The organism is Eggerthella sinensis (assembly GCF_003339815.1).
Taxonomy (GTDB): domain Bacteria; phylum Actinomycetota; class Coriobacteriia; order Coriobacteriales; family Eggerthellaceae; genus Eggerthella; species Eggerthella sinensis.
The window spans coordinates 1-17,511 of the sequence record NZ_PPTT01000024.1 but is presented as its reverse complement, the minus strand read 5'-3'; the positions used below and the strand labels follow the sequence as shown (position 1 = coordinate 17,511).

The window sequence follows — 17,511 nt, the reverse complement described above, 5'->3', positions numbered from 1 at the left end:
CTGGAGCGGGAAATGTCGAAACCCCCCTTGAGGTGGGGTGCTCGACCTGGGGAAACGCTTAATCTTGCGTGCGGTCGATGATCTCCTGCTTGCTGTGCACGTCAAGCTTCGCGTAGATGGTTTTCTGATAGCTCTTCACCGTGTTCTTCGACAGGAACAGCGTCTCGCAGATGAATGCGAGGTCGCGGCCCTGCGCCAGCAGATAGAGGATGTCCTTCTCGCGATTCGTCAGCCCGTGCTCGTCGGCCAACACGTCGCAGCGCGCGCGGCGCACGTCCTGCTGCTCGTGGGCCATGCGGTCCAGCAACTCGTCGGCCACGCGCGCCTGCGCCACGGCCTTCTTGCGTTCGTGCGAGTTCACCATCCAGATAACCATGAGCACGAGGTACAGCAGGAAGAACGTCACGGCGGTCATGCGCACGAAGTCGGCCGTGCTGCCGATGCCCAGAAACAGCGCGATGTTCTGGCCGATGAACAGCCCCAGGCGCGGCAGCGCGTACGCCAGCGAAATGCCCACGAGCAGCCGCTTTCCGTCGTGGGCGTACGTGACCACCACGAGGAAGAACAACGATAGCATGACGAGCTTCCACCCGGCCGCGGCCAGAATGTTGAGCGAGACGGCGTAGTCGCCCGAAAGGAAGGGCAGAAACAGGATGCCCGTGGCCAGAATGCCGAACACCACGTTGAACAGCAGCGACGGCGAAGGGTTCGACCGCGTGCCGAAGTACAGCAGGAACACGATGGCGGCGGCGATGCCGCCAAACTGCGAGATGAGCAGCGAAACCTCGGGCGAGAAGCTGCCTCCCATGGCGGCGGTGTCCACGATGCCGTACACGATGGACAGCGCGAACGTGCAGATGCCCGACACGAGGAACACGTCGAGGAAGTCCCGCCGCGAGAGCGCCTTGCCGGCGGGCGCCGAGGCCGGGGAAGCGGCCGTGCCGCCCGCCGCCGGGGCCGTCGTAGCTCCCGCTCCCGCCCCCTCCCGTCGACGCGCGGCATACGCGAAGCAGCAGGCCGACCCCGCAAGGCATGCGGCGTACAGCGCGAAGCCCACCGGCGACGGAAGCAGGTCGGCCACCATGGCGATGGCCATGCCGCCCAACGACATCATCCCGCAGGCTGCGGCAATCGCGCGCGACGAGTACGGTGCGAACAGCTCGAAGTAAAACGGCATGACGAAGCCCATGCCCACCCCGGCGGCGATGGCTGCTCCCGACACGAGGCCGGGTGCGGCCCCGGTGAGGGCGGCAGCGATCATGCCGCCGATGGCCGCCGCGAACGCGACGTATCCCACGACGAGCAGCGGCAGGCGCTTCACCGGCAGCTTCGCCCCCACGATGAACGAGAACAGCACCGATGCGAGGAAGATGGACGGGTTCAGCGCGTTGTCGAACATCGTCACGGAAAAGTCCGGCTGTCCCACCAGCCAGCTCGAGTAGAAAAACGACACGCACACCGCGTAGAGCAGGGCGAACCCAAGGACGGCAACGAGGAACGGCCGGCGAGCCGCGCCCGAGGTCACATCGATCAGCTGTCTCCCTGGTGTCATATCCCCTCCGTCGTGTCGCCGCGCCCCGGCGGCGTTCGCGTCGTGCGATCGCACCATTATAGGCGATCGCAGCGAACGCGCGGCGGCGTTGCCAATCGCGTAACGTCGGAAACCCGTTACGCAGATGACCTCCTCTTCGCCATCCTGACGTTCTATGATAAGAGGACGCATTCTTCGGTTGTACGTAACGGAGGCTCCTATGACATCGTTTCTCAAGGCTGTTCGTTCCAATATCATCGCGCAGGCCATCCTGTCCATTGCGCTGGGCGTGCTGCTGGCGTTTTGGCCCGACATCACGGTGATCACCATCGTCTATCTGCTGGCGCTCTACCTGGCGGTGACGGGCGTCGTGTCGCTGATTGCCTACTTCCGCACGAAGGGCGACCGCTCGGGTTCGTTCGGCGCGCTGGCAAGCGGCGTGCTGTTGCTTGCTCTCGCGCTTGTGGTGTTCGTGTTTCCGGAAGCGGTTGCCGGTTTCTTCTCGCTCATCCTGGGCCTGCTGCTGGTCATCGGCGGTGTGGTGAACGCCGTGCGCGCGATGGAGCTGCGGCGCTATCAGGGCGGCATGTGGGTGGCGGCGCTCATCGCCGGCATCATCATCGCGCTGGGCGGCGTCGTCATCATCGTCAACCCCTTCGACACCACCGTGATGTTCGTGCTGGTGCTGGGCGTGCTGCTCATCGTGAAGGGCATCGCCGACCTGCTGATCAGCCTCTGGCTATCAAGCGCCATGAAAGAGATGCAGTAGCATGTTTTGAATCAGGAAGCCTCGCTTTTCGTCGTTGACGCGGTGAACTAGCAGCTCGGGTCCCATCCTCGCAATTCTTGCGCTACAATCGTAACGTTTTGCTTACGAGCAATTTTGTGCAAGAACCTGCGGGAGAGGTATGCTAATGGGTAACGGGACCGATCGGGCAAGCGCCCCCTCGGAGGGAGTCGTCAACCGCGAGCGGTTCGGCTCGCGACTGGGCTTCATCTTGATTTCTGCGGGCTGTGCCATCGGGCTGGGCAACGTGTGGCGCTTCCCCTACATCACGGGCGAGTACGGCGGCGCGGCCTTCGTGCTCATGTACCTCGTGTTCCTCGTCATTTTGGGCTTGCCGGTCATGGTGATGGAATTCGCCGTGGGCCGCGCGAGCCAGAAGAGTTCGGCGGTGGCGTTCGACACGCTGCAGCCCTCGCGGAAGTGGCATTGGTTTTCGTGGTGGGGCTACATCGGGTGCATGGTGCTCATGATGTTCTACACCACGGTGGGCGGCTGGATGCTGTCGTTCGTGGTGAAGATGGGCACGGGCGCGTTCAACGGCCTGGACAGCGCGGGCGTCGGCGCCGTGTTCAACGACATGCTGGCGAACCCCACCGAGCTCGTGGGGTGGATGCTCGTGGTCATCGTGCTGGGCTTTCTCGTGTGCAGCCTGGGGTTGCAGAAGGGCGTCGAGCGCATCACGAAGGTGATGATGATCTGCCTGCTGGCCATCATGGCGCTGCTCGTGGTGCGCGCGGTCACGCTGCCGGGCGGCCTCGAGGGCCTCAAGTTCTACCTCATTCCCGACTTCGGCAAGCTGTTCGCGGGCGCGACGTCGGCCGAGCAGTGGGCCACATTCGGCGATGCCGTGTACGCGGCCATGGGCCAGGCGTTCTTCACGCTGTCGCTGGGCATCTCGGCCATGGAAATTTTCGGCAGCTACATCGGCAAGGAGCGCTCGCTCACGGGCGAGGCGCTGCGCATCTGCGGCCTCGACACGGCGGTTGCCCTCGTGGCCGGCCTCATCATCTTCCCGGCGTGCTTCGCGTTCTCCGTGCAGCCCGACAGCGGCCCGGGCCTCGTGTTCGTCACGCTGCCCAGCGTGTTCAACCAGATGCCGCTCGGTCAGCTGTGGGGCGCGCTGTTCTTCGTGTTCATGAGCTTCGCCGCGCTGTCCACCATCATTGCGGTGTTCGAGAACCTCATCAGCTGGTCCATGGACAAGTGGGGCTGGTCGCGCAAGACGGCCGTCGCCCGCACCGCCCTCATCGTGACGGTGCTCAGCCTGCCGTGCGCGCTCGGGTTCAACGTGCTGGCGGGCGTGCAGATTCCGGCCATCGGCGACATCCAGTCCATCGAGGACTTCATCGTGTCGAACAACCTGCTGCCGCTGGGCAGCCTGCTGTACGTGCTGTTCTGCGTGACGAAGGGCGGCTGGGGCTGGGACAACTTCCTGGCCGAGGCCGATACGGGCAAGGGCTTGCGGTTCCCGGCGTGGTCGCGCCTATGGCTCAAGTTCGGCATTCCGGTGCTCATCATCGTGATCTTCGTGATGGGCTACGTGCCGAAGTTCGCCACCTGGTTGGGCATGGCGTAGCGAAGGGGGGCGCCGGTAGTCGTAGCCCGCGACTACCGGCTGCCTGCGGCTTCGGCGGCCAGGCTCTCCAGGAGCGCTTGCATCTTGGGAATGGCCGGCAGGTTGCCGAGGTCGTACCGAGCCGCAAGCGCGCTCATGCGGGGAAACGCGAGCCACGTGCGTCCGGCTGCGTCTTCCCATACGGACAGACGCAGGGGCAGCTCGATCGAGAAGCGCTGGTTCGCCTGCATGAGGGCGGTGCCCACCTGGGGCGCGCCGAACACGACCACCGTGGTCGGTCGCAGGTCGAGCCCCGCCTCTTCGGCGTTCTGGGCGTGGTCGAACGTGGCGAACACGGGAATGGAACGCGCTTCCAACGCGCTCTTGAGGCGGCGGACCGTCTCGTCTACGGGCAGATGCCCTTCGACGAGGCACAGGTTGTCGGTGGCATCGGCGATGTCGGTGGCATGCGGTTCGCTCATGGAGGCTCCTCTCGACGTCTGCCGCGTCGTGAGCGCGGCGCTCCGCTTCACCATACCGCGTTTCGGGTGCGGGGAGCGCGCATTGTTGGTCATCGGTTGCGCGAGAGAAAGCGAAGGCGCAGCGGTATACTAACCGCACCATGCGTTGGCGAGCGCGCCATCAACTAGAGGAGGCATTATGCAGGTTATCGAAGATCAGGTCATCAAGTTTTCCAAGGACAACGCGCCGTGCTATACCGCGCAGCCAGGCGAGGTGCTGCTGTTCAAGACGCAGGACTGTTTCGCCGGGCGCATCCCCTCCGAAGACGTGACCATGAAGGACCTCAACTTCTCGTACGGGTTCACGAACCCGGCGGCCGGCCCCGTGTACGTGGAAGGCGCCGAGCCGGGCGACGTGCTGGTGGTGGACATCTACGACATCGTCGTGGCCGATCAGGGCGTCATCGCCACCGACGACCACTGCGGACCGCTGTTCGAGACCACGGACTATCGCAGCAAGATCATCCCCATCGAGGGCGGCATGGCCGACTTCAACGGCGTGAAGTTCCCCATCGACCCCATGATCGGCGTCATCGGCACCGCGCCCGACGGCGAGGACGTCATCGACGGTTTCGTGGGCGCGCATGGCGGCAACCTGGACAACAAGCTGGTCACGAAGGGGACGCGCATGTACTTCCCCGTGCGCGTGCCGGGCGCGCTGCTGCAGATGGGAGACGTGCACGCCACGATGGGCGACGCCGAGCTGTGCGGCACGGGCATCGAGATCGCCGCCGAGATCACGGTGAAGGTGTCGCTGCTGAAGAACTTCGAGCTGAACTGGCCCGTGCTGGAAACGTTCGGCCCGCAGGGCAAGTGGTACGTGAACGCGAGCGCGCAGGAGTTCGACGAAGCCCTGATGAACGCGTCGAAAGAGCTGCAGCGCCTGCTCATGCGCATCACGGGCTGGGACGCGGTGGAAACGTACATGTACATGTCGGTGCAAAGCGACGTGGAACTGAGCCAAGCATGCAAGCCGTGCGAGGTGCAGCTGAGCCTGCGTTTCGGCACGCCGAAGCTGCCGCAGTTCCCGCCGCTGGTGGGTTAGGCGCGCGCACGAAACGACGCGCACCTATAGTGGTTGGGAGATGCGGGTGCTACTCTACTGTGGTAAAGTGGCACCCGACGAAGCGCAACGGGGGTTGCGTGAAACGAGACGAGTATAAGGGGGCGGTGCGATGGCACAGAACGAGGCTCCGGCGAAGGCGTCCGGAGAGAACATCGAGCAGTTCGGCTATAAGCAGGAGCTGCGAAGGGGCATGGGACTGTGGGACGTGGTGCTGTACGGCGTCCTGTTCATGGTGATCATCGCCCCGCAATCCATTTTCGGCACGATCCAGCAGAACAGCCACGGCATGACGCCGCTCGTGTACATCATCGGCTTCGTGGCCATCCTGTTCACGGCCATGAGCTACATGCGCATGAGCAAGAAGTTCCCCATCGCGGGCTCCGTGTACTCCTACGTGCAGCGCGGCATGAACCCGCACGTGGGCTTCATCGCCGGCTGGCTGATCCTGCTCGACTACATCCTGGTGCCGTCCCTGCTCATCGTCATGGTGATGAACTGGGGCATCGCGCTCATCCCGGGCAGCCCGGCGTGGCTGTGGGCCGTCGCGTTCATCGCGTTCAACACGTTCGTCAACATCCGCGGCATCCAGATGAGCCGCGGCGTGGACTGGGTTATCTTCGTCGTCGAGATCGTGGCTGTGGTGGCATTCATCGCGCTGGGTACGAACTTCGTGCTGGGCGGCGGCGGTGCAGGTGGCTTCGTACTCGACCCGATTTACCAGCCCGGCCAGGTGGACGCGCACTTCGTGGCGGCGGGCATCTCCATCGCCGCGCTGTCGTTCCTCGGCTTCGACGGCATGTCGACGCTGGCTGAGGAAACGCACGAGCCGGAGAAGAACATTGGCCGCGGCATCATCATCGCGCTGTCCATCATCATCGTCGTGTTCGTGGCGCAGACCTACATCGCCGCCATCGTGCAGCCCGACTGGGCGGCCACCGACCCCGACATGGGCTTCTTCGATTCCGTGTACCTGGTGGGCGGTCCGGTGTTCTACAAGATCATGCTGCTGGTGAACATCATCGCCGTGGGTATCGCGAACATCATCAACGCGCAGATGGCCTCGTCGCGCCTGCTGTACTCCATGGGTCGCGACGGCGTGATCCCGCGCGTGTTCGGCAAGGTGCATCCCAAGTTCAAGACGCCGTGGGTTGCATCCGTCTTCCTGGGCGTGGTCACGCTGTGCCTGGCGCTGCCGCTGCAGGACTACATGGGCACGCTGGCCGGCTTCGTGAACTTCGGCGCGCTTGCGTCGTTCATCCTGCTGAACTTCGCGGTGTTCTGGTTCTTCTTCGTGAAGCAGAAGCAGCGCACGTCGGTGAAAGACGTGCTCATGTACCTGATCTGCCCCTGGATCGGCATTTTCATCCTGGGATACGTGTTCACCGGGTTCGAGGCCGCCACGTACGGCGTGGGCATCGCCTGGCTGATCATCGGCCTGATCATAGGCGCCGTGAAGTCGAAGGGCTTCAAGGAAGTCCCCGAAGCGTTCAAGCATTTGGACGTGTAACGGGCAGTAGGTTTTTGAGTGATGGCGGGTCCGAACGTGCGCGATGGCGATGCGTTCGGGCCCGTTTTTGGTTTCGTGCGGCGAAGGGAGCGTGTCGTGTCCGAGCAAGGGAATGCGGTTCTGGCTGTGGGGGCCATCATGGTCGATATGGTGTGCCAGGTTGGGCGCTTGCCGTTGTCGGGCGAGGGCGTGGTGGTGGACGAGTCGCATGCCGTGGTTGGCGGGTGCGCGTTCAACGCCGCGAACGTGATGAGGCAGCTCGGCGCGCCGCATGAGCTGTTCGCGCCGGTGGGCGTGGGCATCTTCGCCGGTTTCGTCGAGCGCGAGCTCGATGCGCGCGGGCTGCAGGCGCCGCACTTCGGCACGTGCGACAGCGGCGGCTGCGTGTGCTTCGTCGAGCCGAACGGCGAGCGCACCATGGTCACGTTGCCCGGCGTCGAGCGGCACTTCGAGGAGGCCTGGTTCGAGCGCGTGGATGCGTCGCGGTTCGCCTGCGGTTTCGCAAGCGGCTACGAGGTGGAGGGCGCGGGCGGCGACGCCATCATCGGCTTCTTCGAGGCGCACCCCGACATCCTGCTGTACTACGCGCCCGGGCCGCGCATCGAGGGCGTGGGGGTCGAAAAGACGGCGCGCATCAACGCGCTGCATCCCGTGTGGCACCTCAACGACTTGGAAGCGCGCTCGTATACGGGGCGATCGTCGCTCGAGGAGGCGGGGTTCGCCCTGGTCGAGGCATGCGGCAACGCGGTGATCGTCACAGAGGGCGCCGTGGGCGCGCACGTGTTCGAACGCGAGCGCCATGTGGTGGTGCCCACCGAGCCGGTGCAGGTCGTGGACACCATCGGTGCCGGCGACGCGCACTTGGGCGCGCTTGCAGCTGCGCGCACTGCGGGCCGCGCGTGGGAAGCGGCGCTCGCGCTTGCGAACCGCGTGGCAGGCGGCGTGTGCCAAGTTGCCGGCGGGACCCTCACCGATGAGGAATTCGCGTGTCTGCGCGTGTCGCTCTAACGTGCCTCTCAACAGGCGCTACCGGCGGCCGCGACGGCGTAGGGCCTAATACAGCACGGGGTTTTCCTCGTTGCAGTAGGCCAGCAGCTTCTCGTAATCCTTCACCAGCAGGTGGTTCTTCGTGCGCTCGACGACACCCTGCGTCTCGAGCGCCGTCATGAGCTTGCTGCACGTGGTGATGTGCACCAACAGGATGTCCGACAGTGCCTGCAAGGTGAGGTTGCACTCGATGTCGTACACGCCGCGCTCGTCGGGCTCGCGCACTTCGCACAGCTTCGTCAGCCACGTGAGGATGCGCTTGCTCGACGAGTGGATGCCGCTGGTGCCAATGCGGTGGCCGATCTGGGCGAAGCTCATGTGCACCACATACAAAAGTTCATCGAACAGCTCGAAATCGTCCCTCACGATGTCGAACAGCTGGTGCTGCGTGAAGGCGAACACCACGGTGTCCTTTGTGGCGATGAACTTCATCCGGTTCTGCCCGATGGAGGCGAACCGGCGGTATTCCGACTGGAACGCATTGCCCTCGTTGCGGTAGTAGAGCACGATCTGCATGCCGTCTTCGTTTTCGAAGCAGCATTTCATCTGACCCTTTTCGATGTAGTAGAAGTAGCGGTCGTCCTTGTCGGCGCAGGCGAGGTCGATGTATTCGCCTTTGAACAGCTTGCGCTTGCGCGCCTGGTCGATGTAGTCGCCGAACTTCAGCTTCTTGAACGGAAGCGTGGGTATGAGAATGGCATCGTAGTCCTGCGTGGTCGTCACGAACCCCTCCTGTCGTCGCGTTCCACGGACGTGGCCTATTGTATCCCAACCCGTCTCGGACGCTTGCCGGATGTTTCCTGCGCAAGGTTTTTCGCTATCGCGGGAAAGCGCGCAGGTTTCGCACGATAAGTACAACTTGTGTCGGCGCTGCTAGTTGCGCTCCCCGCGATTCCGTAGAGTGAATGGTGAGCTGGGAGCGGGAAGGCGTCCCGAGGAAATCGCAAAGTTCCCCCAGATCGTTCGCGGTTTCCATCCCTCCCTCACGAGACGCCTTCCCCTTCCGCTCACAGGGGTATCACATGGACGAGAGGAGGAGTTTGAGTATGGCAACCATGGGGATGGCAATCGATCTTCGGCGCTGCGCGGGGTGTTACGCGTGCGTCGTCGCCTGCCAAATGCACAACAACACCAAGCCGGGCGTTGCGTGGGGCCACGTGGACGCGAAGGAATGGGGCGAGGACCCCGACAACCGGCGGTGCTACCTGCCGCACGCGTGCATGCACTGCGAGGACGCGCCCTGCGTGAAGGTGTGCCCGACGGGCGCGTCGTACGTGCGCGAGGATGACATCGTGATGGTGGATTACGACCAGTGCATCAACTGCGGATCGTGCCTGCACGCCTGTCCGTTCGGCGCACGCGTGCAAAACGACGTGGAAGGCAACTTCTTCGACACCGCCGAGCAGGCGCCGTACGAAGCCGAAGGAATCCAGCGCACGCAGGTGGTGGAGAAGTGCATCTTCTGCGCGGGTCGCGTGGATGCGGGGTTGCAGCCCGCCTGCGTGCAGAACTGCCCGGGCAACGCCCGCGTGTTCGGCGATTTGGACGATCCCGAAAGCCCCATCAGCGCGTTTCTTGCGAAGGACGGCGTGGTGCGGGTGGGCAACACCCACTTCTGCTACCGTCCCGTGGACGGCATGCCGAAGGATCTGCTTCCGCATGCCGAAGTGCAGGCCGTGGCGAATAAGGGCGTGGACTCCAAGCCGGCCGAGGCGGGCATCCCGCTCCCGGCCGCTATCGGAGCGGTGGCGGTTGCTGCGGCGGCGGGTGCGGGCATCGGCATCGGCGTGAAGAACGCGAAGGGCGCGAAGAACGCGGCCCCGACGGCGGACAATCATCAGACGGCGAAAGGCGGCGACGACCATGAATAGCGCGATTGAAAACGCGACCTGCGCGAACGTTTCCCGGCGAAGCTTCCTCAAAGGAGCGGCCGCGGCGGCCGTGGGCATCGCAGCGGTGGACGGCGGCTTCGAGTTCGTGTATCCCGAGAACGCCTTCGCCGACGAGAACGCTCCCGAAGTGACCAAGCACACGTACTGCGACATGTGCAACCACACGCCGAAGTGCGGTATCACCGCCACGGTGAAGGAAGACAAGATCGTGCGCGTCGTGTCGCGCGCGAACTACCCCAACGACCCGCTGTGCGCGAAGGGCCTGTCGAGCTTGCAGGAGCTCTACGATCCGCACCGGCTGCTGCATCCCATGAAGCGCACGAAGCCGAAGGGCCAGGGCGATGCCGGCTGGGAGCAGATCACCTGGGACGAGGCCTACGACACCATCGTCGCGGCGCTCAACAAGGTTAAAGACGAGATGGGCCCCGAGGGCGTGTTCTTCTACTGCGGCGACCCGAAGGAGCCGCGTGGCGCGGTAAACCGCCTGGCCAACCTGTTCGGCTCGCCCACCTACGGCAACGAGAGCTCCACCTGCGCCTACGCGGCGCTCATTGGCACGGGGCTCGTGTTCGGCGCGCAGACGATGGGCGCCAATCCCACTGACAACTCCAAGTCGTGCCTCATTTGGTCGCTCAATCCGGCGTGGTCGCTGCCCAACCGATTCGGCAAGCTGATGAACGCGAAGGAGAAGGGCTGCAAGTTCATCATCGTCGACCCGCGCGTCACCCCGACCGTGACCGGTCTGGCCGACATCCATTTGCAGCTGCGCCCTGGCACCGACGGCGCCCTGGCGCTGGGCATCGCGCACGTCATGCTGCGCGACGGCTACTTCGACGAGGAGTTCTGCCAGAACTGGACGCACGGTTTCGACGAGTTCAAGGAATACGTGCAGGAATTCACGCCCGAGAAGGTGGCCGAGATCACGTGGGTTCCGGCCGAGAAGATCGAGGCCGCGGCGAAGCTGTGGGGCGAGGAGACGCCCGGCACGTTTATCACGAGCGCCAGCCCCCAGGTGCACCACACCAACGCCGGCAACAACATGCGCGCCATCTCGTCGCTTGTGGCGCTGGCGGGCAACGTGGACGTGGCCGGCGGCTTGCAGATTGATCCAGGACTTCCGTTCGACCTGTTCGCTGCCACGCCCGCCTTCAACCGCGAGGACATCTACGATGCCCAGCTCGCCACCAAGCGCTACGACCTTGAGGACTTCCCCGTTTGGACGAAGTTCGTGAAGCAGATGCAGACGAACCGCTTCCCCGAATACGTGGACGAGGGAAAGATCAAGGCCATGGTCATGTTCGGCGGCAACGCGATGATGTGGCCGCAGAGCCACCTGTACCAAGAGGCCATCGGCAAGCTGGACTTCGCCTGCGCCGCCGATTACTACATCCGCCCGTGGACGCACGATTACGTGGACATCATCCTGCCTGCGGCGATGTGCTACGAACGCATGGCGCCCTTTGCCGTGTTCGGCCGCAAGATATACCTGCGCGAACCGGTGATCGAGCCGCGCGGCGAGGCGCGCGAGGACTGGCAGGTGGCCATGGAGCTGGGGTCGCGCCTGGGTTATGCCGAGGAGTGCTTCAATGGCAGCGTGGAGGAAGCATTGGCCGAGGTGCTGCGCACCACCGAGCTGGGCGTGACCATGCAGGATCTGCGCGACAACCCCGACGGCTACGCCGTGCCGGGCGGGGCGCCCTACGAGCCCAAGAAGTACGAGACGGGCAAGATTCGCAAGGATGGTCAGCCGGGCTTCAACACGCCCAGCGGCAAGATAGAGCTGGTGTCCGAGGTGATGAAGGAGTGTGGTTTCGAGGGGCTGCCCCTGTACAACGAACCGGTGTACAGCCCTATCAGCACGCCCGATTTGGCGAAGGACTACCCACTCATCCTGAACACGGGCTCGCGCGTGCCCATGTACTCGCATTCGAAGCTGCGCGACTGCCCCTGGCTCAACCAGTTCATGCCCGAGCCCATCGTGCGGCTGCATCCGAAGACGGCGGCCGAGCGCGGCTTGGAAGATGGCGAGCAGGTGCGCGTGTTCAACCAGCTGGGCGAGATCGAGGTTAAGCTGGAGGTGACGAACCTCGTGCTTCCCGGCGTGGTGGACATCTTCCACGGCTGGGAGAAGGCGAACGTCAATAAGCTCACGGCGCGCGAGTTCGATCACGTGACGGGCTACCCGCCGTTCAAATCGGGTCTGTGCCAGGTTGAGCGCGCATAGGAAGGGGACGCGATGAAACCGAGGAAATGGCCCATCGTCGTCGGCACGGTAGCGCTGGTGCTGGTGGTGGCCGGTATGGGATTTTGGGTGTGGCATGAGCAGCCCAGTTTCTGCGGCGCCATCTGCCACACGCCCATGGACCCCTACGTGGAAACCTACGATCAGCCCGTCGGTCAGGCGGGCGTGGACAAGTGGGGCAACGAGGTGGCCGACACTTCCAGCATGTTGGCGGTGGCGCACAAGGCCGATGGCCAGACGTGCCTGGACTGCCACGTGCCCACGCTGGGCGAGCAGCTCACCGAGGGCGTGGCGTGGGCGACCGGCGGCTACGGCGTGCCGCTGCAGGAGGCGACGCTCGAGGATCTGACGGCGGCGCGGGGGTTGGAGCCCGACACGTTCTGCCTGAACGAGTCGTGCCACAATCTCACGCGCGACGACCTGGCGAATGCGACGGCCGACATGGTGCGCAACCCGCACCTGGCGTACCACGGCGACATCTCGTGTGGATCGTGCCACAAGGCGCACCGCGCGTCGGTGAACTACTGCTCGCAGTGCCATGCCGACGCCGAAACGCCGCAAGGGTGGCTGACGGCCGACGAGGACGCCGCGCTGCCGACCGGGGAGTAAAGCGTCAGCTGCAACGGCGCTGCTTTCGGAAACCGGCGGTCACCTTCGGGCGGCCGCCGGTTGTTCGTTGCTGGTGTCTGCCTCCGTATCGTTTATGGCGGGACAGGGCTCCCTTACGATGTATTTGCGCGGGCCGGCATTCGGATGTAGCATGGCGGGACGCGCATTCGACGACAGAGGCAACACGAGCTAGGGGAGACGCAGCGTGCAAGCGGCAAGCGAAGGAACCATCACGACGAACGACAGCCGATCCGAGCGGATCGGCTTTATGCAGGGCATCGGCTGCCATCTGGTGTGGGGCATCATGCCCATCTACTGGAAGCTGCTGTCGGCCATTCCCGCGCTCGAGGTGCTGTCGTGGCGCATGGTGTGGTCCTGCGTGTTCGTCGTGCTGCTGTGCGCGTTCGTGAAGCGCACGCGCTTCCTCCACCTGCTGCGCGACCCGCGCGCCGTGGGCACGTTCTTGGCATCGGGCCTCATCGTCACCTGCAACTGGGGCGTGTACGTGTGGGCCACGAACAGCGGGCACCTGCTTGAGACGAGCATCGGCTACTACCTGTGCCCGCTGTGTAACATCGCATTCGGCCTGCTCGTGTTCAAAGAGCGGCTGACGCCCATGCAGAAGCTGGCCACCGTGCTGGCCGCCGCGGGCGTGGTGTTCTTCATGGTGGTGCACGGCGGCGACGTGTGGATCGCCCTGGCCTTAGCGGTGTCGTTCAGCGCCTACGGCGCGGTGAAGAAGAAGGGCGGCTACCCCGCGTTGCCGGGTATGGCGCTTGAATCCCTGCTCACGGGCTTGCTGGGGGCGGGCGCGTTGGCGGTGGGTGCCGTGGCTCCCTGGATTTGGCAGGTGGCCCCTGCAACCCCCGACTTCATCGCGGTCACATCGCCGACGCTCGACTTCGCGCTGCTCGTCGGTTGCGGTCTGCTCACGGCTATTCCGCTGCTGCTGTATTCGGCTGCCGCCAACCGCATCTCCATGACGGTGCTCGGGTTCATCCAGTACGTGAGCCCCACCATCGCGATGGTGCTGGCCGTGGCGTTCTTCGGCGAGCAGTTCACCTTCGCGCACGGCGTGTGCTTCGCGCTCATCTGGTGCGGCATCGCGGCCGTCGGCATTGAAAGCGCTCTCGCAAAGCGCAAATCCCCCCAGCTGGAGGATACCGCGGAGGCAACGCAATAGCGAAGAGCGCCGCCACGAGGCGCTCCGGCCCCCGAACGAAGGTGGGGCGTGAAATGCGGGGGTCGTTCATGTTTCTCCTCGCCTTTGCGCTTTGCAGAATGCTTTGCCGTTTTGTATAATGGACGAGCCGCAGGGAGCGTGAACTCCCCACGGCTCTCGGATCGCCTCGGCGGTTTGGGTTTATTGCTGGCGCTCCTTTCCCCTTCGGGTTAGGAGCGCGCTCCTTATCACCAAAGCCAGCTCGATGACGCGGGAAACGAACTCCAAGAGCAACGCTGCCAAAGCAACAAACTCCAAAACGGTCATGGTCTTCACCTCCGTCCATCTAGAATACTGAGAGGGAGAGGCACCAAGCCGCCCGGCTGATCCGTACTTCCATGATACCAAGCTCATCTTGCACTTCGATGGCGTGCCTCACTACGTAAAGCCGCCTGGACCTTGCACGATTCTGGCGGAAATCGAGTGCGGTTCTAGCATGTTTCGCAAGCGAATCCGACGCGTTTCCAACGCCCTCCTAACGTCGCTCCGGCGTCATTCCAGCGCAAGCCATCCCCCGAACGAATGTTTCACGTGAAACATTCGCCGTAGCTCGTCCCCGCCGCTTGTGCAGCTGTTCTGCAATTGCGGGGTCTCTTGCTTGACATCTTCCAACGCCGTACTAAAATCACGTGTTAGCACTCGAAGCCCGAGACTGCTAACGGGGCAGACCGGCAGGTACGAAAGGGAGCGACGCCACATGCGCAAATTCAAAACCGAGAGCAAAAAGCTGCTCGACCTCATGATCAACTCCATCTACACGAACCGCGAGATCTTCCTGCGCGAGCTCATCTCGAACGCGTCGGACGCGGTGGACAAGCTGTACTTCCGCAGCCTCACCGACAAGGACATCCAGCTGAGCAAGGACGAGCTGGGCATCCGCGTGGCGTTCGACAAGGACGCGCGCACCATCACCGTATCGGACAGCGGCATCGGCATGTCGAAGGACGACCTCGACCGCAACCTCGGCACCATCGCGCACTCCGACAGCATGGCCTTCAAGGCGGACAACGCCGACAGCCAGGGCGAGGACGTGGACATTATCGGCCAGTTCGGCGTGGGCTTCTACTCCGCGTTCATGGTGGCGAGCAAGGTGCGCGTCGTGTCGAAGGCGTACGGCAGCGACGAAGCCTGGGCCTGGGAAAGCGACGGCGTGGAGGGCTACTCCATCGAGCAGGCGGAGCGCGAAGACCACGGTACGGACGTCATCCTCACGCTCAAAGACAACACCACCGATGACAACTACGACACGTTCCTCAGCGAGTTCGGCCTGAAGAATCTCATCAAGCGCTACAGCAACTACGTGCGCTACCCCGTGCAGATGGAGGTGTCGAAGTCGCGCGCGCTGCCGAAGCCCGAGGACGCTGGCGACGACTACACGCCCGAGTACGAGGACTACACCGAGGTCGAAACCATCAACTCGATGATCCCCATCTGGAAGCGCAGCAAGTCCGAGGTCACCGAAGACGAGTACCACGAGTTCTACAAGACCGACTTCCACGACTTCGCCGACCCGGCGCGCACGTTCTCCATCCACGCCGAAGGCGCGCTCAGCTACGACGCGCTGCTGTTCATCCCCGGTCGCGCTCCGTACGACCTGTACAGCAAGGACTTCAAGAAGGGCCTCGCGCTGTACAGCTCCAACGTGCTGATCATGGAGAAGTGCGAAGAGCTGCTGCCCGACCACTTCAACTTCGTGCGCGGCGTGGTGGACAGCCAGGATCTGCAGCTGAACATCTCGCGCGAGACGCTGCAGCACAACAGCCAGCTGCGCGCCATTGCGAAGAAGATCGAGAAGAAGATCACGTCCGAGCTGAAGAAGATGCGCGACAACGACCGCGAAGAGTACGAGAAGTTCTTCGAGAACTTCGGCCGTGGCCTGGAGTTCGGCATTTACACGAGCTACGGCATGCTGAAGGATCAGCTGGCTGACCTGCTGCTGTTCTACTCGGCCAAGCAGGAGAAGCTCGTCACGCTCGACGAGTACGTGGCCGCGGCGCCGGCCGATCAGAAGGCCATCTACTACGCAGCCGGCGAGAGCCTTGAGCGCCTGGGCAAGATGCCCATCGTGAAGACGGTGCTGGGCAAGGGCTACGACGTGCTGCTGTGCACGAAGGACGTCGACGAGTTCTGCTTCCAGGCCATGATGGCGTACGCCCCCGCAGACGCCGAGGGCGAGGACGCGCCCGAGCCGCTCGAGCTCAAGAACGTCGCGTCGGGCGATCTCGACTTGGCCACCGAAGAGGAGAAGAAAGACGCCGAAGCGGTGACGAAGGACAACGAGGACCTGTTCGCCGCCATGAAGGAAGCGCTGGGCGATGCGGTGACGAAGGTGGCGGTGTCGTCGCGCCTCACCGATGCGCCGGCGTGCATCACCGCGGCGGGCCCGGTGTCGCTCGAGATGGAGCGCATCATGGCGCAGATGCCCGACGGGGCCGACGGCCCGAAGTCCGAGCGCGTGCTCGAGATCAACGCGAAGCACGCCGTGTTCGACACGCTCAAGGATGCGCAGGCGGCCGGCGACGCCGAAAAGGTGAAGCTGTACACCGACATCCTGTACAACCAGGCGCTACTCGTCGAAGGCCTGCCCATCGACGACCCGGTAGCCTACGCCAACGCCGTCACCAAGCTGATGGCGTAACTTCTGCGAAGGGGGGCGCTCGCACATGCAAGCCCCCCTTTTTTTATCCGTCACATGAAGCCCGCAACGCAACGTTTAGTCCAGGCTGCTTGTTATCCCGATAGCGTCATGGAACTCCTCGTATTCTGATTGGAGGGCATCGTTGTCGTTCTCGTCGGTCGCCTCAACCTTCTTCAGAAGTGGCTTCAACCCCGCAGCAATCTTTGTCCATCTCCGATGCCAGAACTCACTGTAGTATTCGGACAGCGGACTCATCGACGAGAAGTCTTCGGCGGCGTTCTCCGCGGCATCGAGATTCAGCTGGATCAGCTCGACGAGCGCGGGCTTTGTGACCTCGTGCAGGTAGACGTCGTCGTTGCTCCATCCCTTGGATGTCATCGTCTGCCCGCTCGCCTCATCGTAGGTCGTCTTGCCTTCCGGAAGGAAGTAGAAGTCCTCGTTGGAGGGATCGTAGTAGATCAGGCCATTGTTGAGAACGGCTATGCCTCCTTCCGGCTGCACGTCTCTGCTGGTATCCGGCGGCTTAGGCCAGTCATCTTCCTGTATGCCGTTGCACGCGGCCATCGACGGGAGGCACGACATGAGCAGGGCGAGCACGAGAGCCGCCTTCACGATCCTGTCTGCATGCGAATGCATGGAGCCACCTCTCTCTGCGTCATGTGTCCAGCGTCCCGGAATACGGTAATCGTAACCAACACGATGACAATAATATCATCGGCGGAGCGTTTTCCGTGCTGGGAGTGTCTTTCAGCGTTGGGCGCTCGCGGCGACGGCTCCTGCTGCTGCGGCGATCGCAACGGCTCCGACGACTGCGGCGCCGAGGGGATCGCTGGTGCTTGCGAGCGGCTTGGGGTTGGACGGCGTGGCCGCGGGCTCGGGCGCGGGCAGCGGGGT

General features: G+C 63.7%; 14 protein-coding genes. 10 read left to right on the top strand and 4 right to left on the bottom strand.

What is annotated here, in order from left to right; translation table 11 throughout:
* Positions 1–58: 58 nt before the first annotated feature.
* Entirely contained in the window at positions 59–1,552 is a 1,494-nt protein-coding gene (locus tag C1876_RS12750) for a helix-turn-helix transcriptional regulator (RefSeq protein WP_114547107.1), read from the bottom strand.
* A 199-nt stretch (positions 1,553–1,751) separates the two neighbouring features.
* Between C1876_RS12750 and C1876_RS12745 the strand changes: the two genes are divergently transcribed.
* Positions 1,752–2,300, top strand: coding sequence for a DUF308 domain-containing protein (locus C1876_RS12745; RefSeq protein WP_158544689.1), 549 nt, complete (start codon positions 1,752–1,754; stop codon positions 2,298–2,300).
* Between the two features lie 145 nt (positions 2,301–2,445).
* On the top strand, positions 2,446–3,894 hold the full coding sequence (locus C1876_RS12740; protein WP_211309549.1) for a sodium-dependent transporter: 1,449 nt from the start codon (positions 2,446–2,448) through the stop codon (positions 3,892–3,894).
* A gap of 32 nt (positions 3,895–3,926) precedes the next feature.
* Here C1876_RS12740 and C1876_RS12735 read toward each other — a convergent pair whose 3' ends face one another.
* Positions 3,927–4,355 carry a DUF302 domain-containing protein gene (locus C1876_RS12735; protein ID WP_211309548.1) on the bottom strand — a complete coding sequence of 143 codons (429 nt, stop codon included), beginning with the start codon at positions 4,353–4,355 and terminating at the stop codon, positions 3,927–3,929.
* A 178-nt stretch (positions 4,356–4,533) separates the two neighbouring features.
* On the opposite strand from C1876_RS12735, the gene C1876_RS12730 reads away from it, so the two are divergent.
* The 3 genes from C1876_RS12730 to C1876_RS12720 all read left to right on the top strand — a co-directional run bounded on the left by C1876_RS12730 (position 4,534) and on the right by C1876_RS12720 (position 7,975).
* Positions 4,534–5,439, top strand: coding sequence for an acetamidase/formamidase family protein (locus tag C1876_RS12730; RefSeq protein ID WP_114547103.1), 906 nt, complete (start codon positions 4,534–4,536; stop codon positions 5,437–5,439).
* Positions 5,440–5,569: 130 nt separating this feature from the next.
* Positions 5,570–6,967, top strand: a complete 1,398-nt coding sequence (locus tag C1876_RS12725; protein ID WP_114547102.1) for an APC family permease — start codon at positions 5,570–5,572, stop codon at positions 6,965–6,967.
* Positions 6,968–7,063: 96 nt separating this feature from the next.
* On the top strand, positions 7,064–7,975 hold the full coding sequence (locus C1876_RS12720; RefSeq protein WP_244910147.1) for a carbohydrate kinase family protein: 912 nt from the start codon (positions 7,064–7,066) through the stop codon (positions 7,973–7,975).
* 45 nt (positions 7,976–8,020) lie between these two features.
* Here the strand turns inward: C1876_RS12720 and C1876_RS12715 are convergent, their stop codons facing one another.
* A complete protein-coding gene (locus tag C1876_RS12715) occupies positions 8,021–8,737 on the bottom strand; it encodes a Crp/Fnr family transcriptional regulator (protein ID WP_114547100.1) in 717 nt (238 codons plus the stop codon).
* A 323-nt stretch (positions 8,738–9,060) separates the two neighbouring features.
* Between C1876_RS12715 and C1876_RS12710 the strand changes: the two genes are divergently transcribed.
* The 5 genes from C1876_RS12710 (at position 9,061) to htpG (ending at position 16,617) form a co-directional block, all read left to right on the top strand.
* Positions 9,061–9,885, top strand: coding sequence for a 4Fe-4S dicluster domain-containing protein (locus tag C1876_RS12710; RefSeq protein ID WP_114547099.1), 825 nt, complete (start codon positions 9,061–9,063; stop codon positions 9,883–9,885).
* Positions 9,878–12,130, top strand: coding sequence for a molybdopterin-containing oxidoreductase family protein (locus C1876_RS12705; RefSeq protein ID WP_114547098.1), 2,253 nt, complete (start codon positions 9,878–9,880; stop codon positions 12,128–12,130). The genes C1876_RS12710 and C1876_RS12705 overlap by 8 nt, the downstream gene beginning before the upstream one ends.
* Before the next feature lie 12 nt (positions 12,131–12,142).
* Entirely contained in the window at positions 12,143–12,757 is a 615-nt protein-coding gene (gene cgr1, locus C1876_RS12700) for a cytochrome c-type protein Cgr1 (protein WP_114547097.1), read from the top strand.
* A gap of 205 nt (positions 12,758–12,962) precedes the next feature.
* Complete coding sequence (rarD, locus tag C1876_RS12695) at positions 12,963–13,940, top strand: EamA family transporter RarD (protein WP_148044547.1); 978 nt, start codon at positions 12,963–12,965, stop codon at positions 13,938–13,940.
* 736 nt (positions 13,941–14,676) lie between these two features.
* Positions 14,677–16,617, top strand: coding sequence for a molecular chaperone HtpG (htpG, locus tag C1876_RS12690; RefSeq protein WP_114547095.1), 1,941 nt, complete (start codon positions 14,677–14,679; stop codon positions 16,615–16,617).
* A 75-nt stretch (positions 16,618–16,692) separates the two neighbouring features.
* Here htpG and C1876_RS12685 read toward each other — a convergent pair whose 3' ends face one another.
* Positions 16,693–17,253: a hypothetical protein gene (locus C1876_RS12685; protein WP_114547094.1), complete on the bottom strand. Its 561-nt coding sequence runs from the start codon at positions 17,251–17,253 to the stop codon at positions 16,693–16,695.
* Positions 17,254–17,511 lie beyond the last annotated feature (258 nt).